A 22164-nucleotide genomic window follows, 5' to 3' on the forward strand; every position below is an offset into this window, starting at 1 on the left:
GGCTGCCTCGTTACAGCGCCTGTTTCGCTTTGCTGGCAACACATCCCCGAGTGATCACTCACACGAGGGAACGGTTGGGCCGCCCGGCTCAGCGACATTGCTGCGTTTGCCGTAACAACCCTCGGGTCGATTACCGGCCGTGACAACAGGTCTGCCGGTGTGGTCGCGGATTGGGCTGAACGGCGGCATAACCCGGGCAGGGGCGGCGCAGTTGAACCGGGTGCGGCCCCACGGGGTCGTAACGTCGGGGCCCCGCGCTCGATGTGCGGGGCATCTGACGTCTCTAGTGGAGTGGAGTGCCGGTATGCGCGTCACCTTTGTGTGTCCGACACCGGTTGTCGGTGCGCAGGTGATCCAGGGATATGCCGACGAGTTGGCGGCCCGTGGCCACGAGATCAGTGTGGTCCGGCTGCGCGAGCGGGCGGGGCTGCGGGTGCCCGGCTGGTCGCGCAGGGGACGCGGACAGTCCTCGGTGCGGGTCGTGACGACCGCACGGCTGTCCCCGGACGTCGTGCCGGACGGGGATGTCGTGCTGGCGACCGATGCCAGCACGTCGAAGCTGCTGCCCGCGCTGTCCGGCCGCCATGGTCGGGCAGGGCAGCTGGTTCAGTCCCGTGAGCAGTGGGGGGCGGACCCTGAGCTACGGCTGGCCGTGCCCAAGATCGCCACGTCCGAGCGGCTCGCCGGCGTCCTGAGTGGACTCGGTGTGCCCAGCTCGGCCGTGACAGTCGTGTCCCAGGGGCTCAACCTCGCGGTCTTCCGGCCGCCACATCCGGCGCTACCGCGCGGGCACCGGGTGAGCGTGCCGGTCGGACCGGACTCCGGGGCGGCGACCGCGTTGGAGGCGTTGGAACGGACCAGGGCGCTGTTGCCCACCATGGAGGTCACCGCCTTCGGCGCCGGTCGCCGCCCGGAGCAGCTCCCCAGCTGGATCCGCTACCTCAGGTCGCTGCCCACCCACGAGCTGGTGCGCCAGGTGTACCAGCGCGACGCCGTCCACCTGGGCACCGCGGCCAGCGCCGCCCGGGCGATGGCGTGCGGCTCGGCGGTGGTCGGCGTCCGGGGCAGCGCGCTGTCGGACTTCGCCGAGCACGACCGGGACAGCCTGCTGGTCGAGCCGGGCGACGTGAACGGCACGGCCGAGGCGCTGGTCCGGCTGATGCTGGACCGCGAGCTGCGGACCCGGTTGGTGGCCGGTGGTTTCCGCACGGCGGCGACCATGGACAGCGCGGATTCGGCCGTGGCGCTGGAGAAGGCGCTGCACGGCTGGACCGAGGCCGTCGCGCCTCAGCTCTGAGCCTGGCGGCTCTGGCCCCGGAACTCCGCGATGACAACACCATCCGTTCTGGTGACTGTCACGTCGTAGATGCCGTTTCGGCCGAAGCGACCGCGTTCCGTTGCCCTTGCGACCAGTTCGTCGCCCAGCACGGCCGGCCGCAGGAACGTCACCTGACCCGACCGGGCGACGCTCACACTCCGTCAACCTTGCCGCAGGGCGATCTCCAGTTCCAGCCGGCGGGCCGGGTCGTGGATGCGGTCGCCGACCAGCTGGTCGATCTGGTGCATGCGATAGCGGACCGTCTGCGGGTGCACCTCCAGCCGGGCCGCGATCTCGTTGATGCCACCGCGCGTGTCCAGCCAGGCGAGCAGCGTGGCCTTCAGCCGCTCGCGCTGCTTGGGCGTGAGGTCGTCGAACGGGGCGAGGCTGCGCCGGCTCAGCTCGTCGAGCAGGAACTCGTCGGCGTGGAACAGCAGTGTGAGCAGATGGTCGTCACAGCGGACGATCGGGCCGTCGATGACGCCGCGTCGCGCGAGGACGACGGCGCGTCGCGCGAGCGTGAGGGACTGTCGGGCCTGGGCCAGCGGGACGGTCGGGCCGACGGCCAGGGGGCGAGCAAGGAGTCTGACCGCGCGGTCGGGGTCGGCGGTGAGCACGCAGCCGCCGTCGGAGAGGCAGCCCGGGAGGTGTGGCGCCTCGTCGACGAGCGCGATGGCCGCGGCCTGGCTCGGCAGCGGCCAGTCGGCGGCGATTGCTTGCGCCTCAATCGATTCCGTAGGGGCCGGCGGGTCGGCGAGGATGAGTCGTAGCAACTGGGCCCGTTGGCGCTCACCGCCCGCTGCGGCCTGACGCTGGGCCTCGGCGTAGCCCTCGACGGCCACTCGGCACAACTCGTCCACGTAGGCGAAGATCGCCTCGGCGGTCAGCAGCAGCACGTCCGGTGGGATGCCGAGCTCGCGGCCGGCCTTGGACAGGTTGCGCCAGGCGACGCGGGCCCCGACCCGGACCGCGGTCTGCATCGAATCGGTGGTGCGGCCCTCGGTGAACTCCACCCGGCCGACGTAGCGGAACCAGGCCGTCCACTCCGTGGACGACGCCTGCGGATTGCCGACGGATTCGAAGCAGTGCACGATCGCCCGCTCGACCCCGCCGACGAGCACCTGGCCGAACTTGCCGCGCAACGGCCGCGCGTAGGCGGGAACGGAGCGCTGGATCTCGTGCACCACCTCGCGGGCGAGCCGGCCGGCGTACGGGCGAAAACGCGCGCCGAGATGACCGGGCAGGCGGGCCCACAGCTGGCTCGCGTCATTGCGGACAGCCGTCATGGCCTCGACGATACGGTTACGTGTCAAAAACACTCCGAATTCTTGTCAGTTCTGGAGCAGTTTCTGCCGGCCTTCTATGGGTCGCTGACAAAGGGCCGCCTCTGGTGCGAGGCGGCCCTTCGCGTGATCAACTCGCTTTCAGCGTGAGATCGATCGTGTTGCCGGGGCCGGTGGCCAGCGCACTGATGAACGGCGTGAACAGGCCGCAGCCGCGCAGCGGCGCCAGCGCGTAGCTGCCGGACAGCGTGCCGCCCTTGAGCACGTCGAAACCGGGGCCGGAGGTCATCGTGACGACCGACGGCTTGCTGGTGCCGCAGGCCGCGGACCGGCTGATCGGCAGGCCGAACACGCTGATCAGCGGCATCTTCACGGCCAGCTCGGACCGCGCGTCCAGGGCCCCGTTGGCCACCGCGCCGGTGGTCTGGCCCTGCGGCTCGAAGGCGATCTTCGTGGTGACCGGGATGAAGCCGAAGATCGCGAACCGGGCGCTGGTCGGGTTGAGCGTGAGGTCAGCGGTGTAGCGGCTGGTGCCGAGGTCGAGCTTGGCCGTGATGCCGCCGCGGATCGCCACGTCCGTGTGCAGGCGCTTGATCTCCGAGCTGCCCTTGATCGAGTAGCTGTACGTGATGGTGCCGGGCGGCGCGGTCGTCGTGGTCGTCGGCTTGGTCGTGGTTGTCGTGGTGGTTGTCGTCGTTGTCGTTGTGGGTGGGGGAGTTGTGGTTGTGGTTGTTGTCGTCGGGGGAGTGGTGGTCGGCGGTGGGCCGTCCTTCGTCTGGAAGCTGATCAACTGGGCGTCCTGGCCCGGGTTGAGCGTGCAGTCCGAGGTGAACGTGCCGAGGCCGGTCGGCGTGCCGTCGGCCTTCTTCGGCGTCAGCGTGGTCGAGAAACCGCCGACCGACACGGTCGTGGTGCCGGCCTTGGTGATCGTCGCCGTCGGCACCGGGCCGGAGGCCACCGTGTCGAAGGCGCCGGAGTCCGGCACCGGGGTCGACGGGATCACCAGGCCCGGAATGGTGATGTCCAGCGGCGTGCCGGCCTCGTTCAACGTCACGCCGGCCTGCGCGGTGCCCTCGATCGTCTTGGCCCCGACCAACGCCAACCCCTGCGTGGCGGTGGGCGGAACCGTTGCCGTGGCCGAGAAGTCGGTCGTCACGAGGTCGCCGCCGACAGTGTCCGGAGTGGACATGGTCGCCCTGATCCGTACCTGGAGCGTCTGGTTGCCGATCAGCGGGAAGGGACAGGTGAACGCCAGTGTCTTGTCCACCGGGGTGCCTGCGGCCGCCGACACGCCCGCGCCGACGGCCAGGCCCGTCAGCACGAGCGCGGCCGCCGTGGCCACCCCCAATGTTCGATGATGCACAGCCGTCCTTCTTTCGTGTGGTCAACCGCGATGGGAGAACGCGTTTACCGGCGCGTGATCCGAAGCTAATGACGGCGGTTGTCGGCGGGCAAGGACAACCGGGAAAGTTGCGGTTAGCTGACATATTCGGTCAGGTGTGAATTGCTCATGCCGTGACAAGAACCTAGGCTCGGTCGCGTGACGCGCGACTACCCCTCAGCGCCCGTGCAGGCCGGCCACAGCGAGCCGGCGCCGCGCCGGGTGCGGGCTGTGCTGGCCGGCCGGACCGTCTTCGACACGCAGAATGCCCAGTACGTCTGGGAATGGCCGTTCTATCCGCAGTACTACATCCCCGTCGCCGACATCGATCCCGAGGTGCTGGTCGACGAGGACCACGTGCAGAAGCTGCGCCACGGCACCGCCCGGCGGCACGGCTTGCGCGTGGGTGACGTGAGCAAACCCAGCAGTGTCAGGGTGTTCGAGGACGGCCTGGTCAAGTTCGACTGGGACGCCCTTGATTCCTGGTTCGAGGAGGACGAGGAGATCTTCGTCCACCCGCGCAACCCGTACACGCGGGTCGACGCCCTGCGCTCCACCCGGACCGTCCGGGTCGAGCTGGACGGCGTGGTGCTGGCCGAATCCTCCTCGCCGGTCATGGTGTTCGAGACCGGGCTGCCCACCCGCTACTACCTCAACCGTACCGAGGTCGACTTCTCCCACCTGGAGCCGTCGGCCACCGAGACCGCCTGCCCGTACAAGGGGCGGACCACCGGCTACTGGTCGGTGCGGGTCGGGGACGCCGTGCACCCGGATCTGGCCTGGTGCTACGACTTCCCGACCCGGCAGCTGCTGCCCATCGCCGGTCTGGTCGCCTTCTACAACGAGAAGGTCGACATCTTCGTCGACGGCGTCGAGTTGGAGCGGCCGTCAACGCACTTCTCGTAGTGGTTCCGTAAGGGTTTGCGCGGCCGTTCCGCGGCTAGGGTTCAGTGGTGCGGAACGTGCTGCTGGCCATGGTTTTGCTGCTCGTCGGCGGCTGTGCGACTGCGCTCCCCTCGCAGTCGCCCGGCGCCGCGACGTGGTCGGCCTGGCCGGCGGCGCTGCACGACGCCCGGCACAGCGGTTCGTCCACAACGGACGGACCGGTGCGCGGGGTCGTTCGGTGGCAACGGCAGCTGGAAGGGCCCGTCACGCCGGGGCCGGTGATCGGTCCCGACGGGGTGGTCTACGCCTCCTCAACCGCCGGCATCCTGCACGCCGTGGATCCGGTGAGCGGCAAGGACCGCTGGACGTACGACTCGCACTACACCGGCGGCGGAGACCTCTCCGTGTCGCCGTTGGTGTTGCCCGGCGGCGACATCGTGTGGCCGACGCCGGGCAATCGGCTGCTGGTGTTGTCACCGGCCGGGGCATTGCTGTGGTCGGTCGTGCTGCCAGGGACGCCGACGTCGCCGGCCTCGGTCGACGGCAAGCGGGTGTACATCGGCGATCTTTCCGGCCACGTCAGTGCCATCGACGCCGACGCTCATCGTCTACTGTGGACTGCCACAGTGGGTCGGGTGTCGTATGGGTCCGTCGTCACCGACGGGTCCTTTGTCTACACGACCGCGGACGCCGGCGTCACCGCCGTCGACGCCGGCGGCGCGGTCCTATGGCAGCGGGATCCCGGCGACGACATCACCGAGGTGTCCGCCGGGCTGGCCGCCGACGGCACGGTGTTGTTGGGCACCAACGGATCCCGTGAGTGGGCCTATCATCCGGACGGGACGCCGGCGTGGAGCGTGCCCCGCTACATCACGTACTCGTCGCCGGTCGTGACGGGCAGCGGCCTGGCCTACGTCGGTGATCACGGCGGCACCGTGACCGCCTTCGACGTGCGGACCGGGGGCGTGGTGCGGTCGTATCGGCTCAACGGGGCCGAGATCTGGAGCTCCACCATCCTCGACTCCCGCTATCGCCTGTACTACGCCACCCAGGCCGGGCATGTCTACGGCCTGAACCCGGACGGCGGCCCGCTGTTCGACGTGAACGTCGGGGCGCCGGTCGACTCCTATCCTGCCCTGTCCGCCGACCATGCGCTGATCATCGGCTCCCGCAACGGGCTTCTCACCTCGATCGGCTAGGAATTCGCCGCTGCGGTTGTCCGTGGATGACAAATTCCGCCGCGCGCCTTGTCCGGTGGTTCGGGGCGGTCCGAAGCTGCCGGTATGCCACGCCTCGCGCCGCTGCTGAGTCTGTTGCTGATCGCCGCCTGTGCCGCGCCGCCACCGGCGCCCGACCCTGATGCCCCGGCGATCGCCTGGGCGGCAAAGGTGTGCGCCGGGATTCCGCAGATCACCGTGGCGCCGCAGGAGAACGCGGCTGACCTCGGGGCCTTCGTGCACACGTTGTCCGTGGCCCTCACGCAGGAGGCCGACGCGATCAGGGCCGCCGGGCCGCCGCCGGTCAGCGACGCCAAGACCATGGTCGACAAGGCGTTGGGCACGATCAACGCGGCGCAGGATTCCTTGCGCCAGGCCGGTTCCCGCCTGGCCCAGGTCCAGCCGGGTGACGCCGCCGGCCTGCAACAGGCGGTCGTCGACGTCAACGCGGGCATGACCGGGCTGGCCGACGCCGGCGACCCCAAGGCCACCCTCCGGCAGAACGCGACCCTCGACCGGGCGTTCGACAAGGCGGCCGGCTGCTGACTTTGTCGGTCCGACGCAATCGCCTTGGCCGGAAAATTGTGCGGCGTTGATAATTTCGCCCGGCCGGAGGGGAATTCCTTGTCGCGGCCCGTACCCGTGAGTAACGTCCGGCGGCAGTCAATTCTCATCGTCGATGGGGAATTCATGGCAAAGCGGTGGCTGGCGCTGGCCGTCCTGATCGGCTGCGCGATCGGCACGGGCTCGTCGGCGAACGCGGTGCCGGCCGCGCCGCCGGCGCAGCCGGCCGACAACCCGCCGATGCCGGTGCACTACCGTGTGGACACCACGACCAGGGTGGCCAAGCTCGGCTCGGACCTGGTCGTCGGGCCGGGTCGGCTGGACGGCCAGTTCGTGATCGTGCCGGGCAGCAACCCGCTGCGGGTGGAGATCACCGGCGACCTGAAGCTGCCACCGGCCGACAGCTACTTCGTGACGTTCGGCTTCATGCCGGCCACCGCGACGATCACCGTCACCTCCACCGCCCCGGTGCAGTCGGTGCTGCAGAACGGAACCCTCACCGCGACCACCCGGCTGACGTTCGCGCTGAGCAACTCCAAGGTGCACGGGGTGCCGCTGGACGTCGGCCCGAACTGCCGCACCGACGAGGTGTCGATCGTCCAGAGTGGACCGTTCATCAGCCCGCTGTCCACCGGCACCGTCGCCGGCACGTTCACGATCCCGCCCTTCCGCCACTGCGGTGTGACGGAGAACCTCGATCCGCTGTTCACCGGCCTGGTCTCGGGCCCCGGCAACACGTTGCGCACGGTGCTGACCTTCCTCTGCGGCGGCACCGCGACCTGCGAGGAGCGCTGATGGGTGTGCAGATCGAGGTGGAGGGGCTGGCCAAGTCCTTCGGCCGGCAGACCATCTGGCAGGACGTGTCGCTGACCGTGCCGGCCGGTGAGCTCAGTGTCCTGTTGGGACCGTCGGGCACCGGGAAGTCCGTGTTCCTCAAGTGCCTTGTCGGCCTGCTGCGGCCGGAGCGGGGTCGGATCATCGTCAACGGCGTCGACCTGTGCCGCTGCACCGAGGCCGAGCGCTACCGGCTGCGCAAGCTGTTCGGCGTGCTGTTCCAGGACGGCGCGCTGTTCGGTTCGATGACCGTGTACGACAACATCGCTTTCCCGCTGCGGGAGCACACCCGCAAGACCGAGGCCGAGATCCGTCGCATCGTCGCCGACAAGACCGAGCTCGTCGGCCTGGCCGGGGCCGAGCACAAGCTGCCCGGCGAGATCTCCGGCGGCATGCGCAAGCGGGCCGGTCTGGCCCGGGCCCTCGTGCTCGACCCGGAGATCATCCTGTGCGACGAACCCGACTCCGGCCTCGACCCCGTCCGCACCGCCTACCTGAGCCAGCTGCTCGTCGACCTGAACGCTCAGGTGGACGCGACCATCCTGATCGTCACGCACAACATCAGCGTGGCCCGCACCGTGCCCGACAACCTCGGCATGCTCTACCGGCGGCGGCTGGTCGGCTTCGGCCCCCGCGAGATCCTGCTGACCAGCGAGGAACCGGTCGTCGCCCAGTTCCTCGGCGGCCACCGCCACGGCCCGATAGGTATGAGCGAGGAGCGGGACGCCGTCCTCGGCCATGCGGAAACCGCATGGCCGACGACCCTGCCCGACCTCGTGCCGCAGCTCGAGCCGAGCCCCGGACTACCCGTGCGCCAGGCGATCGGACGTCGCCAGGAGCGCGTGCGCACCCTGCTCCCCACCCTGTCCGAGGCGGCACGGCACCACGTGCTTTCGCATTGGGGCGTGCCCCGATGACGGCGGTGAGGCGGTTGTCCGCGGTGGGCCAGGTGCTTGCCCATCAGGGCGTGCCCCGATGACCGCCGTTGGCCAGATGTTCGCGCTGGGCCTTGAGGTCCTGCGCCAACTGCTGCGCCGTCCCTTCCAGTACCGGGAGCTGGTCGAGCAGTTCTGGTTCGTGGCCAGCGTTTCCATCCTGCCGTCCATGCTGGTGTCGATCCCGTTCGGCGCGGTGATCGGGCTGGAGCTGGGTTCGCTGACCTCGCAGATCGGGGCCGAATCGTTCGACGGGGCGGCGAGTGTGCTGGCGGTGGTGCAGCAGGCCAGCCCGATCGTCACGACGCTGATCATCGCCGGCGCGGGTGGCTCGGCGATCTGCGCCGATCTGGGGTCGCGGACCATTCGCGAGGAGATCGACGCGATGGAGGTGCTGGGGGTCTCGCCCGTGCACCGCCTGGTCGTGCCGCGGGTGTTGGCGGCGACGTCGGTCGCGGTGCTGCTCAACGGAATGGTCAGCGTGGTCGGGGTGGCCGGCGGCTACTTCTTCAACGTGGTCCTGCAGGGCGGGACGCCGGGCGCGTACGTGGCCAGCTTCGCGGCGCTGGCCCAGCTGCCGGACCTGTGGGTGAGCGAGCTGAAAGCGATGATCTTCGGCTTCCTGGCCGGCGTGGTGGCGTCCTACCGCGGACTGCATCCCCGTGGCGGCCCGAAAGGCGTTGGCGACGCGGTGAACCAGTCGGTGGTCATCACGTTCCTGTTGCTGTTCCTGGTGAACGCCGTGATCACCGCGGTGTACCTGCGCATCGTGCCGGCGAAGGGAATGTGATGGAGGCCCTCGGCGACCAGCTGCTGTTCTTCCTCCGCGCGCTGGCGGCGATCCCGTTCGCGGTGCGGCGGTACTTCAAGGAGGTCGTCCGGCTGCTGGCCGAGGTCGGCTTCGGCTCCGGCGCGCTCGCGGTGATCGGCGGCACCGTCGGCGTGATGGTCGGCATGACCGTGTTCACCGGTGTTGTCGTTGGCCTGCAAGGATATTCGGCGCTGAACCAGATCGGTGTGGCCGCCTTCTCCGGCTTCATGTCGGCCTACTTCAACACGCGCGAGATCGCCCCGCTGGTGGCCGGCCTGGCCCTGTCGGCGACGGTCGGCTCCGGCTTCACGGCCCAGCTCGGCGCGATGCGGATCGCCGAGGAGGTGGACGCGCTGGAGGTGATCGCCGTGCGCAGCCTGCCCTATCTGGTCAGCACCAGGGTGGTCGCCGGCTTTGTCGCCGTGGTTCCGTTGTACGCCATCGGGTTGCTGTGCTCGTACCTGGCGTCGCGCGAGATCACCGTGGTGTTCTACGGCCAGTCGGCCGGCACCTACGACCACTACTTCGGCCTGTTCCTGCCGCCCTACGACGTCCTCTACTCGTTCGGCAAGGTGCTGGTGTTCAGCGTGGTCGTGATGCTGGTGCACTGCTACTTCGGCTATCGCGCGACCGGCGGCCCGGCTGGTGTCGGCATCGCGGTCGGGCGGGCCGTGCGCACCACCATCGTCGCGGTGAGCATGCTGGACTTCTTCCTCAGCCTGGCCATCTGGGGCGCCACCACCACGGTGAAGGTGGCGGGATGAAGAAGCTGGCCGGCGCGGTCTACCTGACGATCATGGCCGTGGTCGTGGCGCTGTCGGTTGCCGTCTACCGCAAGGACTTCACCTCGGCGGCGATGGTCACGCTGCGAACCGACCACGTTGGCAACCAGCTGCACCTGGCGGCCGAGGTCAAGCTGCGCGGCGTGGTCGTCGGCGAAGTCAGGGACGTGCGAACCAACGGTTCCGGCGCGGAGATCTCGCTGGCCCTACGGCCGGACGAGATCGGCCGGATCCCGCGGGACGTCACCGCTCGCCTGCTGCCGAAGACGTTGTTCGGCGAGCGCTACGTGGATCTCGTCGCCGGCCGGCCCGGTCCGCCGCTGGCCGACGGCGACGTGATCGGGCAGGACCGGTCGGCGACGGCGGTCGAGGTGGAGAAGGTCGTGGGCGACCTGATGCCGATGCTCCAGGCCGTGCAGCCGCAGAAGCTGTCGTCCATCCTCAGCACTCTGGCGGGGGCTCTGGCCGGGCGCGGCGGGGCGCTCGGCCAGACCTTGACCTGGCTCGGCGGCGACGTCGACCAGTTCACCCCGCACCTCGACGAATTCACCGCCGGTATGCGGGAACTGGCTCAGGTGACCGACAACTACAGCCGGATCGCGCCCGCTGTCGTGCAGGCGCTGTCCGATCTGACGACCACCAGCCGGACCATCGCCGACCAGCGGGCCAACCTGGCCAGCCTGTTCCAGAACCTCACCACCGGATCCCAGGACCTGGAGACCTTCCTGCGACGTAACGGTGACAACGTTATTCGGCTGTCCCAGGCCAGCGTGCCCACGCTGAGCCTGCTGGCCCAGTACTCGCCGGAGTACCCGTGCATGCTGCGGGCGCTGACCGCCTTCGCGCCGGAGATGGACCGGGTGCTGGGCCGGGGCAGCAGCGAACCCGGCCTGCACGTGACCGTGAACGTCCAGCCGGGCAAGGGAAAGTACGTGCCCGGCCGGGACGCTCCGGTCTACGACGATGTCGGCGGACCGTCCTGCTATCCCGTGACCGCCGCGCCCAATTCCGTGCAGGAGAACAACTTCATCGGCGCGTTGCTGGGCCGGGACGTGCCCAGCTGGGGCAGCGTGCTCGTCGGCCCGCTCTACCGGGGCACGGAGGTGACGGTCGGATGAGGAGCCTCAAGGTCCCGCTGCTCAAAGGCTCGGCCTTTGTGCTGGTCACCGGCTTGGCCACGGTCGCGCTGGGCGTCGCCATCGCCAATCCGGGCACCGGCACCCAAGTGAACTACACCGCACAGTTCACCAACGCCATCGCGCTGTCCGTCGGCGACGACGTGCGCATCGCCGGCGTCAAGGTTGGCCAGGTCGAGCGCATCTCCATCGCCCAGCGGCGTGTCGCCGAGGTGGAGTTCTCCGTGCAACAAGACCATCCCTTGCCAGCTTCTGTCACCGCCGCGATCAAGTACCGCAATCTCGTCGGTCAGCGTTACGTCTCCCTGGGCCAGGGCCCCGGCGACCCCAACCAGGTCCTGCCACCCGGTGGGCAGATCCCGTTGGCCCGCACCGCCCCCGCGCTCGATCTCACCGCTTTGCTCAACGGGTTCAAGCCGTTGCTGCGGGCGCTGTCACCCGGCGACGTCAACCAGATGGCCGGCGAGATCGTGCAGGTGCTCCAGGGCGAGGGCGGCACCGTGGACGACCTGCTCGCCCACACCGCTTCCCTCACCTCGACGCTGGCGCAGCGGGACCAGGTCATCGGCGACGTCGTCACGCACCTCAACGCCGTGTTGGCGCAGGTCAACACCCATGACGACCAGCTTTCCTCCCTGGTCACCACCACTCAGCAGCTCGTCACCGGCCTCGCCGCCGACCGTGGCTCCCTCGGCGACGCCATCAGCGGTCTGTCCGGTCTCGCCGACGCCACCACCCAGCTGCTCGCCCAGGGCCGGCAGCCGCTCAAGGACGACATCACCCAGCTCGGCGGCGTCGCCGCCAACCTCGCCGCGAACTCCGGCCTGGTCGAGCAGTTCCTCACCACCCTGCCGACCAAGCTCGACGCCCTCGGCCGCACGGCGTCCTACGGCTCGTGGCTCAACTTCTTCCTGTGTTCGGCCACCACCGACGCCCCTGCCCCGCCTGGCGGCGCGACACCGGGAATCCCCGTGACGGCAGGGAGGTGCCGATGAAGCGCAGCTTCCTGGAACTCAACCCGGTCATCGTCGCCGTGGTCGGCGTGACCGTCACCGCTCTCGTCGCGGCCGGCGTCTTCTTCGCCGACGAGCTGCCGTTCGGGACCACGGCCTATGCCGCCTACTTCAGCGAGGCCGCGGGCCTGAAGCCGTCGGACGAGGTGGCGGTGGCCGGCGTCAAGGTGGGGGAGGTGACCGCCGTGCGGCTGGAGGGCGACCAGGTGCGGGTTGGTTTCCGGGTTTGGGACGCATGGATCGGGGACGGCACGACCGCGTCGATCGAGATCAAGACGTTGCTGGGGCAGAAATACCTGGAGCTCGACCCGAAGGGCAACGCGGACCAGGATCCGGCCGCGGTGATCCCCCGGCAGCGAACCGCCGCCCCGTATGACGTGGTCGCCGCATTCGACGACCTGGCCGGCACGGTCACACAGATCGACACCGGCCGCCTGGCGCAGAGCTTCGGCGTGCTGGCCGACACCTTCCGCAACGCCCCCGACGAGATCAGGGCCACCGTCGACGGCCTGTCCGGCCTGGCCAAGACGATCTCTTCGCGGGACGAGGAGCTGCGGCAGCTGTTGGCCGGCACCGCCAAGATCGGCCGCACGCTGGCCGACCGTGACACGCAGTTCCAGCGTCTGATCAGCGACGGCGCGCTCCTCCTCCAGGAGGTCAAGCAGCGCCGCCAGGCCATCGGCGCCCTGCTCACCGGCAGCGTCGCACTGGCCGCGCAGCTGAGGGGACTCGTCGCCGACAACTCCACCCAACTCGGTCCGACGCTGGCCCAGCTCGACGAGGTAGCCGCCGTGTTGCAACGCAACCAGCAGAACCTCGGTAAGGGCCTATCCCTACTCGGCCCTTACTACCGTCTGCTCGACAACGCCATGGGCAACGGCCGCTGGATCGACACCTACCTGTGCGGCCTGGTCCCGGCCACCCCGGGCCGGGACTGTGCCCCGCCGGGCGGGAGGGGGAACTGATGAACCAGCTGATGAGCATTCTCCTGGTCGTTGCCAGCACGGTGTTCGGGCCGCTGTCGACGAACGAGCCGTTGCGTGTGACGGCGTACTTCACGGAGGCGGTGGGGGTGTACGCGGGGTCGGACGTGCGGGTGCTGGGAGTGAAGGTGGGCACCGTCGATGAGGTGCGGCCGGCGGGAACGCAGGTCAGGGTGCGGCTGACAGTTGAGCCGGGAGTGAGCATCCCCGTGCAGGCCAAGGCGGTGATCATGGCGCCGAGTCTGGTGTCGGACCGGTTCGTGCAGCTGGCTCCGGCGTACACGAGCGGACCGGTGCTGCCGCAGGACTCGACGATCGGCGAGGACAACACGGCGACGCCGGTGGAGCTGGACCAGCTGTACGGCAGCCTGAACCAGCTTGCGACGGCGCTGGGCCCGAACGGGGCGAACACTGACGGGGCCCTGTCCGACCTGGTCAGGACGGGTGCGGCGGTGCTGGACGGCAACGGGGCCAAGCTCAACGACACGATCCGGCAGCTGGGTGCGGCGGCCGGCACGTTGGCCGGCTCCAAGGACGACTTCACCGGCACGGTCGACACCCTCCAGAAGTTCACGGCGATGCTCGCCGGCAGCGACAACCAGGTGCGGGACGTGACCGATCGGCTGGGCGAGGTGTCGGCCTTCCTGGCCCAGGATCGCGACGACCTCGGGGCGGCGCTGCGCGAGCTGGCCGGGGCGCTGGCCGTGGTGAAGCAGTTCATCCAGGACAACCGGAGCCGGCTGGCGTCCACTGTGGACAAACTGGCCCAGGTGAGTCAGGTGCTGGCCAAGGAGCAGGCCTCGCTGGACGAGGCCTTGAAGGTGGCGCCGCTGGCCCTGGGCAACGTGCTGAACGCCTACGACCCGGCGACGAAGACGCTGTCCGGCCGGGCCAACATCCGCGAGTTCGCGCCGGGGGAGCAACCGGTGCTGCCGCTGCCGGGGGTGGGGTGATGGGGAAGCTTTCCGTGGTGGCCGGGCGATCGCTCGGGGCTCGCGTGCGGTCCGCCGCTGCCGCTGCCGGGCGGCCGCGCAAATACCTCCTCCTTTCCGTCCTCCTGCTTGTAACGGCCTGTGCGTTACCGGGCGGGGCGGATGTGGGGAGCCGGCCGTATCGCGTGACGGCGCAGTTCGGGGACGTGCTGGACCTGGTGCCGCAAGCGGCGGTGCGGGTGAACGACGTGCCGGTGGGTCGGGTGGATGCCATCAGGCTGGCGCCGGACGGGTGGACGGCGCTGGTGTCGATGACGGTGAACGGAGACGTCAGACTGCCGGCTGATGCGCATGCCTATCTGAGGCAGTCGAGCCTGCTGGGGGAGAAGTACGTCGAGCTGGCGGGTAGCCCGTCGGGCAGGCAGCTGGTTGACGGGGCGAACATCCCGCTCAGCCGCACGAACCGGAACCCACAGGTGGAAGAGGTGCTGGGGGCGCTGTCGATGGTGCTGAACGGGGGCGGGGTGGCCCAGCTGCAGACGATCACGCAGCAGGTGAACCTGGCCTTGGGCGGCAACGAGAACAACGTCCGCGACCTGCTGTCCAAAGTGGACGATGTGGTCAAGAATCTGGACAGTCACAAGGGTGACATCGTCAAGGCGCTGGACGGGATGGCGAAGCTGGCCAAGACGCTGGACGAGCACAAAGGGCAGATCACGGGGGCGATCGACGGGCTGACGCCGGGGATTGCCGTGCTGGCCCAACAGAAAGACAGTCTGACGGCCATGGTGGATGCCCTGGACCGGCTCTCGAAGACGGCGGTGGACGTGGTGAATCGCAGCCGGGATGACCTCGTGGCCGACCTGAAGGCGCTGCAACCGACGTTGCAGCAACTGGCGAAAGCGGGCGACAACCTGCCGAAGGCGTTGCAGGTGCTGGTGACCTTCCCCTTCACCGACCAGGTGCTCAACGACATCAAGGGCGACTACCTCAACGTCTATCTGAAGGACCACTGATGCTGACGCACGGAGTCCGGCTCAAGGTGGCGGCGTTCCTGCTGGTCGGCCTGACGGCGGTGGCCTTCGTCGCGGCCCGCTATGTCGGCCTGTTCGGCACGGGCGGCTACACCGTCACCATGAAGCTGGCGGACGCCGGCGGCATCTTCCCCAACGCCGAAGTGACCTACCGTGGCGTCCCGATCGGCCGGGTCCACACGGTCAGCCTCAGTGACGACGGCGTGGACGTGGCGCTGAACCTCGATCAGTACGACATCCCAACGGATATCGACGCGGTCGTGGCCAATCGGTCGGCGGTCGGCGAGCAGTACGTGGACCTGCGCCCCAAGCGCCCGGACGGTCCAACGCTGCATGACGGATCGGTGATCCCGCAGCAGGCGACCAAGGTCCCGCTGCCCGTGCAGACCCTGCTGACGAACATCGACAGCCTGGTCCAGAGCGTGCCCGAAGACCGGCTGACCACCCTGGTCGACGAGCTCGACACGGCCACCCACGGCACGACCACGGATCTGCAAACCCTGCTGGACAGCACGCATTCCTTCGTCGACGCGGCCACGCAACACATGCCCCAGCTGACCCAGCTGGTCGCGGACTCGACCACGGTCCTGCACACCCAGAACGACGAAGCCCAAGCCCTCACGCAGTTCGGCGTCAACACCAAGCTCATCGCCGACCAGCTGACCGCCTCCGACGCCGATCTGCGCAGCCTGATCGGCACCGTGCCGCAGCTGTCGACGCAGGTCAGCCAGCTGATCAGGGACACCGATCCGAGCCTGGGCGTGCTGATCGCCAACCTGCTGACGACCTCGACCGTGGCCCTCGGCCGGCACGACGCCATCCAACAGCTGCTGATCTCGGCCCCGCCGGCGATCGCCGCTGGCACCAGCGCGGTCGTCAACGGCACGGCCAACTTCGGGCTGTCGCTGACCTTCTTCGACCCGATCGGCTGCACTGCCGGCTACGACGGCACCAACCGCAAGAGCGGCCTCGACACCAACACAACCCCGCTGAACACGCAGGCTCGCTGCACGCTGCCGCCGAGCTCGGGCACGGGCGTCCGCGGCGCCCAGAACGCCCCGAACGGATAGGAGCCGAGATGAAGATCGTGGTGATCCTGGCGGCGGTGTTCGCCGCGTGGGGCGGCTGGTCCTGGTGGAGCGCCGCCCACGACGACGCCCGGCTGTTCACGCTGGACCGGCAGGCCGTCACGCAGGCCGCCCAGCACGACATCGCCACGCTGAACACCCTCGACTACCGCAAGATCGACGACGGCCTGAAGTCCTGGCTGGCCGTCTCCACCGGCACCCTGCACGACCAGCTGGTGCAAACCGGTACGGACAGCCGGAAACAGTTGGAACAAGCCAAAACCGTCACCACGGCGCAGGTCATGGACACCGCCGTCACGGCGCTGGACCAGCGCGCCGGCACGGCGAAGCTGATCGCCGCCGTGCAGCTGGACGTCACGCCGGCAACCGGCCAGAAAACGTCCAAGCGCACCAGGTTCCAGGCCGACCTCACGCGAACCGCCCAAGGCTGGCAGGTCAGCGCCCTCGCCCCGGTGCAGGTGCAGTCATGAAGTACCTCATCGCAGCGGCGATTGCCTTGGTAGCACTGGGAAGCTGGTTCCGTATCGAGGCGACCGGCCTGTGGGACGATCCGGCGACGGCCAACCAGGCGCTCGTCGACCCGGCGGCCACCAGCAAGGTCATCGGGGACGTGAACTCGGCGCTGGGCAAGGTGTTCTCCTATCGCTACGACAACACCGCCGCCACCGAACAGGCGGCCAGGCAGAACCTCAAGGGCAACGCGGAGAACCAGTACAACGACCTGTTCGCGCAGGTGAAGCAGCAGGCCCCGGCGCAGAAGCTGATGCTCACGACCACGGTGGTGGACAGCGGCGTGACCCTGCTCCAGGGCGATCACGCCCAGCTGCTGGTGTTCCTGGACCAGTCCGCGACCCGCGGCGACACCAATCAGAGCAGCGTTGCGGCCGCGGAACTCACCGTGACGGCCCAGCGGCAGGGCGACCACTGGGTGATCACCGACCTGCGAACGAAGTAGCGAACCGTTGTCCCAATACCTACCGGTCGGTAGCATGGCGGCAATGAGCGCGACGGAGCAGTCTGCGGCCCATCGGATCGGCCTGGCCGACGTGGTGCGGGCGCTGCCCGCCATGGCGCTGGACGCGCCCAGCCTGCTGCACGGCGCGATCGGGCTGGCCACCATCGGCCCGACCAGCCGCGACTCGGTCGGCCACGTGTTCCAGCGGGCCGCGCACCGCCACCCGGACCGGCCGTTCCTGCGCTTCGAGGACACCGAGCTGTCCTACGGCCAGGCCAATCTCTGGGTGAACCGCTACGCGGCGGTGCTCAACGCCCACGGCGTGCGGCCCGGCAGCACGGTCGGCATCCTGGCCGAGAACCGCCCGGAGACCTTGCTGGCGGCGCTGGCGGTCGTCAAGCTCGGTGCCACCGCCGGCATGCTCAACCACCACCAGCGCGGCGATGTGTTGAACCACAGCCAGAAGCTGCTCGACAGCACCGTGCTGATCGTCGGCAGCGAGTGCCTTGACGCACTGAAGTCCGTGCCGGACAACGAGATTCGTGGCACGGTGCTGTGTCTGCCGGAAGGCGACGAGGCGCCGGAAGGCTACCTGGACCTGGACGAGGCGGCGATCAGCGCCGACGACCACGACCCGGTGCAGACGCCGCTGATCCACGCGCGGGACAAGGCGTTCTACGTCTTCACCTCCGGCACCACCGGCCTGCCCAAGGCCAGCTCCATGAGCCATTTCCGGTGGCTCAAGGCGATGACCGGCCTCGGTCACCTCGGCGTCCGGCTCACCTCCGGCGACACGCTGTACTGCTGCCTTCCCCTGTACCACAACAACGCGCTGACCGTGTCGCTGTCGTCGGTGCTCGGCGCGGGCGCGACTTTCGCGCTGGGCCGCAACTTCTCGGCCTCGCGGTTCTGGGACGACATCCAGCGCACCCGGGCCACCGCGTTCTGCTACATCGGCGAGCTCTGCCGGTACCTGCTCAACCAGCCCGTACGCGCCAACGAGCGCACGCACCGCGTCCGCGTCATGGTCGGCAACGGGCTGCGGCCGGAGATCTGGGACGAGTTCACCCAGCGCTTCGGCATCGGGCGGGTGGCCGAGTTCTACGGGGCCAGCGAGTGCAACCTGGCCTTCATCAACGCCTTCAACATCGACCGCACGGCCGGGATGTGCCCGTTGCCGTTCGCCGTCGTCGCCTTCGACGCCGACACCGGGCAGCCGGCCCGCGGCGCCGACGGCCACCTGCGCAAGGTCGGTGCGGGCCAGGTCGGCCTGCTGATCACCAAGGTCACCGACCGGGCCCCGTTCGACGGCTACACCGATGCCGACGCCACCGAGAAGAAGTTGGTGCGCAACGGTTTCCGCCGCGGCGACTGCTGGTTCAACACCGGCGACCTGGTCCGTGACCAGGGGTGGAACCACGTGGCCTTCGTCGACCGGCTGGGCGACACCTTCCGGTGGAAGGGCGAGAACGTGGCCACCACCGAGGTCGAGGGCGCGTTGGACGAGTGGCCGGCGATCGAGCAGGCCGTGGTGTACGGCGTCGAGGTGCCGGGTGCGGACGGCCGGGCCGGGATGGCCGCCGTCAAGCTGCGCGACGGCGCCGAACTCGACGGGCCCGGCCTGGCCCGGCACCTCGCGAAACGCCTGCCCGGCTACGCGATTCCCTTGTTCCTCCGGGTGATCGACGAGGTCGAGCAGACGTCCACGTTCAAGAGCCGCAAGGTGGCGCTGCGCGAGCAGGGCTACACCGACGGCGGCCCGGTGCACGTGCTGGCCGATCGCGACACCGGCTACGTGCCGGCCTACGAGGGCTACGCCACCGAGGTCGCCGCCGGGCGGATTCGGGTCTAGGCGGCGGCTTCGGCCTTCTTGCGCAGCTCGACCCGGTAGCCGACGACGACCGTGCAGATCAGCGACAGCGAGATCAGCGCCTCGGCGATGAAGAACGCGGCGAAGTCGACGACCGAGCCGATCGGTGGGTTGCCGGGGACGGCGTTGCGCAGCGGCACCAAGGCGAACAGCAGCGCGCCCATGAAGCTCATGGACGGCCAGAGCAGGCCGTGCCGGCCGGTGATGGCGAAGGTCGCGGCGATCACGGCGGCGATGCTCAGGCACCACATGAACGCCATGATGAACAGGGCGAAGGCGAACATGCCGACCGTGCGGCTGGTGTCGGCGGAGAAGCTCAGCACGCCGTCGTCGACCTTGGTGGCGCCGGGGTGGATGCCGAAGAACGTGTCGCCGCTGGCGAAGGTCACCGCGACCGGCGCGGCCTCGCCGTTGCTCTCGGCCAGGAAGGCGAAGTCGACCTTGTAGCTGTCGAACGGGTAGTCGGTGATGACGCCGTCGGACAGCGGCACCTGCACGTCGTTGATGCCCGGGTTCTTGCCGGCCTTGAAGGTCAGCGTGTCGCCCTTGATCGCGGCCAGGTGCAGCGTGACGTCCTTGGCCGGCGCGCCGTCGGAGTCGGCGTAGCGGCCCTTGGGGTCGATGCTGACCTGGGCCGAGAGCGTTTGGCTCTGCGGGTCGAGCTTCTGCACGTAGAACAGCACGTCGACGCGGTCGGCCGGGCCGGCGTCGCCCAGCACGGTCTCGGTCTGGCTCTGTGCGCGCTCCGCGAAGTACACGCTCAGGCTGGCCGCGGTGACCACCACGAGCACCACCGGCGCCACGATCCACAGCCAGCGCCGACGCGGCCGGGCCGCGGTCTCCTCGCTCATTGTCCGCCCTTTCGAGGTCGCGCTTCATCGCACCTGGTGGCCGGTGAAGGCGGAGAACAGGGCGGAGAAGCAGGGAAAATTACCCGCGCCGTCCTCACGCCATCAGTGACGGCCGGGGCCGGAACGGTCATGCCGCGCCAAGCCTGGCCATCGCTGAGCGGTGAGCCCGGGAGCAGGGGGAAAAGCCTTGCCGGATAGTGGCCAGGGCTGTCCGGAAAGTCAAGGACCGTTGGGAGCGCGGGCAATTCGCTTTGCCCGTCCATTCTGGACGATCCAGATACGTGACCCGCCTCACCTCACTGATGCGTGCAAGTGGCACGCAAGTGGGCTACCGTTGCTGATGCGTGCAGATGGCACGCACTGTGAACCGAGGAGGAGTCATGGGCAACCAGCCCGTCAAGCCGGAAGATGTGCTGCCCGACGGGGCCGAGGGCACCGAATTCGGCGGTGAATACGTGCGCAAGGGCTCAGTCGCGGCGTTCATCGGCAACGTGCGGGCGCTGGCCGAAGTGGAGTCGAGCGGTGCTCAGCGTGATGCGATCGTGGGGCAGTTGCGGGAGTTGAAGCCCGCTCTGGTCCGCATCGGCGTGCTCGACGTGTTCGAGATCCGCGATCCCGAGGTGCGCGCGCTGGTCGACGGCCTGTGATCCGGGCCACTGAACCGTGAGTTCGTGCCAACTCGGACGGACGACCGGACGGTTTTGCCGACGCCCCCGTTATGGAATGCCTACAGTGGTTGTCGGGGGAAAACCACGTTGAGAGAAGGCATTTCATGGTGGGCGTTGCCATGGGCGCTGCCGTTTATTCCCGGCCGCGACAGAAAACGGGTGACACCGGCACGGTGTTCATCTCGTATTTACCTTTCCAGCGGCGTGCCGGCCGCGGCGCGGCGCGGTGAGCCGTCGTGAGCCAGTGTATGGACACCCTCGTCGGCCTGACCGTCGCCGAGGCCGTCGAGTATCGCTCCGAGATCGAGAATGCCCCGGCTGAGCAGGGGTTCTACCGGCTGAGGCAGGCCAGGGTGGCCGTCGTCGGCGAGGGGCCGGCGCTCGGCACGGTGCTGCGCGCCGGCCTTGGCAGCGGCTGGCGGCAGACCCGGGTCTTCACCACCGGTTCCGTGCCGGAATACGCATTGCGCGACGAATTTCAACACGTCTTGACCGATCAGGTCGACCGAATCGACGCGCATCTCGCGGAGACCGATCTGGTCGTGCACGTATCGTCCGATTTCGCCGAGCTGATCGAGATGGGCCGGCGCTGCCGGGCCGCGAACGTGTCGTTGACCCAGGTCTTCATTCGCGACCGCGACGCCTGGATAACGCCTGTTCACGCCCCCGGCGGGCGGCCGACCGAAGCCGCGTGGCGGCGGTTGGTGCCGGAGGACGAACCGGCCGTATTGCCCAAGCGGGTGCCGGGCGCATTGATGGCCGCGGCGTATGAGGGCCGGTTGGACAAAGCGGGCGCTGTGTTCGAAGTCAAGGTCGAGGTTGAGGCGGTGACCGCCGCGCTGATCGGGGCGCAGGTGTCGCTGACCTGCTTCCGCTACCTCACCGGCACGACGCCGACCACCGAGCCGACGCTGCTGCGGCTGGACCGGGACACGCTGGAGATCACCGAGCACCGTTACCAGTGGGGCGGCCCGGTCGGGGCCGCGCCGTCGGCCGAGCCGCTGACGCCCGGTGAACTCCTGGACCGGCTGCCGGCATTCGTGGATCGACACGTCGGCCTGCTCTCCGCCGTCGAGCAGGCCGGCGTCGTCAGCTGGGCGACCGTGGCCGATCCGTTGCGGCGTTGGCCGGCGCACCGGGTGTTGGCCTGGGCCAATGATGCCGAGACCGCCAAGGTGCGGGCCGTGCTCGCGGCGATGGCGAGCTACGGCGCGTTGGCCGCCGGCCGGGGTTGGGCCTGGGGCACGGATCTCATCACCGGCGCTCGCCGCCGGGTGTTTCTGGACCAGTCCACCCCGCATGCCGAAGTCGGCGTGGCCGCCGGCCTGTGCTGGGACGACGCCGTCGCCGCCGGCTTGCAGGCACACCACGAGCAGCACGTGGATCCCATGACGCCCGTGAGGCGTTGGGTAGACGACACCACACCGTCCGATGTGGACGACCTGGCCAAGACGCTGGCCACCGCGACCGGGCGGACGCCGGTCGCCGTGCCGCTCGACGCCGACCCGGCCGCCGCCCGACTGCTGCCCTTCGTCACACAGATCGTGCTGGTCTGACGAAGCGGGTCATTCCTCGACTCGGGGCTTGAGGAATGACCCGCTCCATACGCTTGGAAGGGGGCCTT

General features: G+C 69.2%; 23 protein-coding genes. 19 read left to right on the plus strand and 4 right to left on the minus strand.

The window, feature by feature from the left end; genetic code table 11:
* The first annotated feature begins 304 nt into the window (after positions 1-304).
* Positions 305-1297, plus strand: coding sequence for a glycosyltransferase (locus tag M3Q35_RS42145; RefSeq protein ID WP_273938177.1), 993 nt, complete (start codon positions 305-307; stop codon positions 1295-1297).
* On the opposite strand, the gene M3Q35_RS42150 is transcribed toward M3Q35_RS42145, so the two are convergent.
* The 3 genes from M3Q35_RS42150 to M3Q35_RS42160 form a co-directional block, all read right to left on the minus strand.
* Entirely contained in the window at positions 1288-1473 is a 186-nt protein-coding gene (locus M3Q35_RS42150; RefSeq protein WP_379794579.1) for a hotdog domain-containing protein, read from the minus strand. The genes M3Q35_RS42145 and M3Q35_RS42150 overlap by 10 nt on opposite strands.
* A gap of 6 nt (positions 1474-1479) precedes the next feature.
* Positions 1480-2604 carry a PucR family transcriptional regulator gene (locus M3Q35_RS42155; protein ID WP_273938178.1) on the minus strand — a complete coding sequence of 375 codons (1125 nt, stop codon included), beginning with the start codon at positions 2602-2604 and terminating at the stop codon, positions 1480-1482.
* Between the two features lie 127 nt (positions 2605-2731).
* On the minus strand, positions 2732-3943 hold the full coding sequence (locus M3Q35_RS42160; protein WP_273944684.1) for a DUF6801 domain-containing protein: 1212 nt from the start codon (positions 3941-3943) through the stop codon (positions 2732-2734).
* Between the two features lie 198 nt (positions 3944-4141).
* Here M3Q35_RS42160 and M3Q35_RS42165 point away from each other — a divergent pair, with 198 nt between their 5' ends.
* The 16 genes from M3Q35_RS42165 (at position 4142) to M3Q35_RS42240 (ending at position 19003) form a co-directional block, all read left to right on the plus strand.
* Positions 4142-4888 carry a DUF427 domain-containing protein gene (locus M3Q35_RS42165; RefSeq protein ID WP_273938179.1) on the plus strand — a complete coding sequence of 249 codons (747 nt, stop codon included), beginning with the start codon at positions 4142-4144 and terminating at the stop codon, positions 4886-4888.
* A gap of 47 nt (positions 4889-4935) precedes the next feature.
* Positions 4936-6066 (plus strand): outer membrane protein assembly factor BamB family protein, encoded by a 1131-nt coding sequence (locus M3Q35_RS42170; protein WP_273938180.1) that lies wholly within the window; start codon positions 4936-4938, stop codon positions 6064-6066.
* Between the two features lie 84 nt (positions 6067-6150).
* Complete coding sequence (locus tag M3Q35_RS42175) at positions 6151-6630, plus strand: hypothetical protein (RefSeq protein WP_273938182.1); 480 nt, start codon at positions 6151-6153, stop codon at positions 6628-6630.
* Positions 6631-6774: 144 nt separating this feature from the next.
* Positions 6775-7443 carry a hypothetical protein gene (locus M3Q35_RS42180; protein WP_273938183.1) on the plus strand — a complete coding sequence of 223 codons (669 nt, stop codon included), beginning with the start codon at positions 6775-6777 and terminating at the stop codon, positions 7441-7443.
* Entirely contained in the window at positions 7443-8399 is a 957-nt protein-coding gene (locus M3Q35_RS42185; protein ID WP_273938184.1) for an ABC transporter ATP-binding protein, read from the plus strand. The genes M3Q35_RS42180 and M3Q35_RS42185 overlap by 1 nt, the downstream gene beginning before the upstream one ends.
* A gap of 58 nt (positions 8400-8457) precedes the next feature.
* Positions 8458-9207 carry an MlaE family ABC transporter permease gene (locus M3Q35_RS42190; protein ID WP_273938185.1) on the plus strand — a complete coding sequence of 250 codons (750 nt, stop codon included), beginning with the start codon at positions 8458-8460 and terminating at the stop codon, positions 9205-9207.
* Positions 9207-9992 (plus strand): MlaE family ABC transporter permease, encoded by a 786-nt coding sequence (locus M3Q35_RS42195; RefSeq protein ID WP_273938186.1) that lies wholly within the window; start codon positions 9207-9209, stop codon positions 9990-9992. Before M3Q35_RS42190 ends, M3Q35_RS42195 begins: the two co-directional genes overlap by 1 nt.
* Positions 9989-11128: an MCE family protein gene (locus tag M3Q35_RS42200; protein ID WP_273938187.1), complete on the plus strand. Its 1140-nt coding sequence runs from the start codon at positions 9989-9991 to the stop codon at positions 11126-11128. The genes M3Q35_RS42195 and M3Q35_RS42200 overlap by 4 nt, the downstream gene beginning before the upstream one ends.
* The gene (locus M3Q35_RS42205; protein ID WP_273938188.1) at positions 11125-12141 is read left to right on the plus strand and encodes an MCE family protein; all 1017 of its coding nucleotides are present in this window, start codon (positions 11125-11127) and stop codon (positions 12139-12141) included. The genes M3Q35_RS42200 and M3Q35_RS42205 overlap by 4 nt, the downstream gene beginning before the upstream one ends.
* Entirely contained in the window at positions 12138-13124 is a 987-nt protein-coding gene (locus tag M3Q35_RS42210) for an MCE family protein (RefSeq protein ID WP_273938189.1), read from the plus strand. Before M3Q35_RS42205 ends, M3Q35_RS42210 begins: the two co-directional genes overlap by 4 nt.
* On the plus strand, positions 13124-14095 hold the full coding sequence (locus tag M3Q35_RS42215) for an MCE family protein (RefSeq protein WP_273938190.1): 972 nt from the start codon (positions 13124-13126) through the stop codon (positions 14093-14095). The genes M3Q35_RS42210 and M3Q35_RS42215 overlap by 1 nt, the downstream gene beginning before the upstream one ends.
* Entirely contained in the window at positions 14095-15090 is a 996-nt protein-coding gene (locus tag M3Q35_RS42220) for an MCE family protein (protein WP_273938191.1), read from the plus strand. The genes M3Q35_RS42215 and M3Q35_RS42220 overlap by 1 nt, the downstream gene beginning before the upstream one ends.
* The gene (locus tag M3Q35_RS42225; RefSeq protein ID WP_273938193.1) at positions 15090-16178 is read left to right on the plus strand and encodes an MCE family protein; all 1089 of its coding nucleotides are present in this window, start codon (positions 15090-15092) and stop codon (positions 16176-16178) included. The genes M3Q35_RS42220 and M3Q35_RS42225 overlap by 1 nt, the downstream gene beginning before the upstream one ends.
* 8 nt (positions 16179-16186) lie before the next feature.
* On the plus strand, positions 16187-16666 hold the full coding sequence (locus M3Q35_RS42230; RefSeq protein ID WP_273938194.1) for a hypothetical protein: 480 nt from the start codon (positions 16187-16189) through the stop codon (positions 16664-16666).
* Positions 16663-17151, plus strand: coding sequence for a hypothetical protein (locus tag M3Q35_RS42235; protein ID WP_273938195.1), 489 nt, complete (start codon positions 16663-16665; stop codon positions 17149-17151). The genes M3Q35_RS42230 and M3Q35_RS42235 overlap by 4 nt, the downstream gene beginning before the upstream one ends.
* Before the next feature lie 43 nt (positions 17152-17194).
* Positions 17195-19003, plus strand: coding sequence for a long-chain-acyl-CoA synthetase (locus M3Q35_RS42240; protein ID WP_273938196.1), 1809 nt, complete (start codon positions 17195-17197; stop codon positions 19001-19003).
* Here M3Q35_RS42240 and M3Q35_RS42245 read toward each other — a convergent pair.
* The gene (locus M3Q35_RS42245) at positions 19000-19872 is read right to left on the minus strand and encodes a DUF4436 family protein (RefSeq protein ID WP_273938197.1); all 873 of its coding nucleotides are present in this window, start codon (positions 19870-19872) and stop codon (positions 19000-19002) included. The two genes, M3Q35_RS42240 and M3Q35_RS42245, sit on opposite strands and share 4 nt — an antisense overlap.
* 380 nt (positions 19873-20252) lie before the next feature.
* On the opposite strand from M3Q35_RS42245, the gene M3Q35_RS42250 reads away from it, so the two are divergent.
* Both M3Q35_RS42250 and M3Q35_RS42255 read left to right on the plus strand, forming a co-directional pair.
* Entirely contained in the window at positions 20253-20519 is a 267-nt protein-coding gene (locus M3Q35_RS42250) for a hypothetical protein (RefSeq protein ID WP_273938198.1), read from the plus strand.
* Between the two features lie 269 nt (positions 20520-20788).
* Positions 20789-22096 carry a hypothetical protein gene (locus M3Q35_RS42255; RefSeq protein ID WP_273938199.1) on the plus strand — a complete coding sequence of 436 codons (1308 nt, stop codon included), beginning with the start codon at positions 20789-20791 and terminating at the stop codon, positions 22094-22096.
* The last annotated feature ends 68 nt before the right edge of the window (positions 22097-22164 follow it).

Source organism: Kutzneria chonburiensis, assembly GCF_028622115.1.
Lineage (GTDB): Bacteria > Actinomycetota > Actinomycetes > Mycobacteriales > Pseudonocardiaceae > Kutzneria > Kutzneria chonburiensis.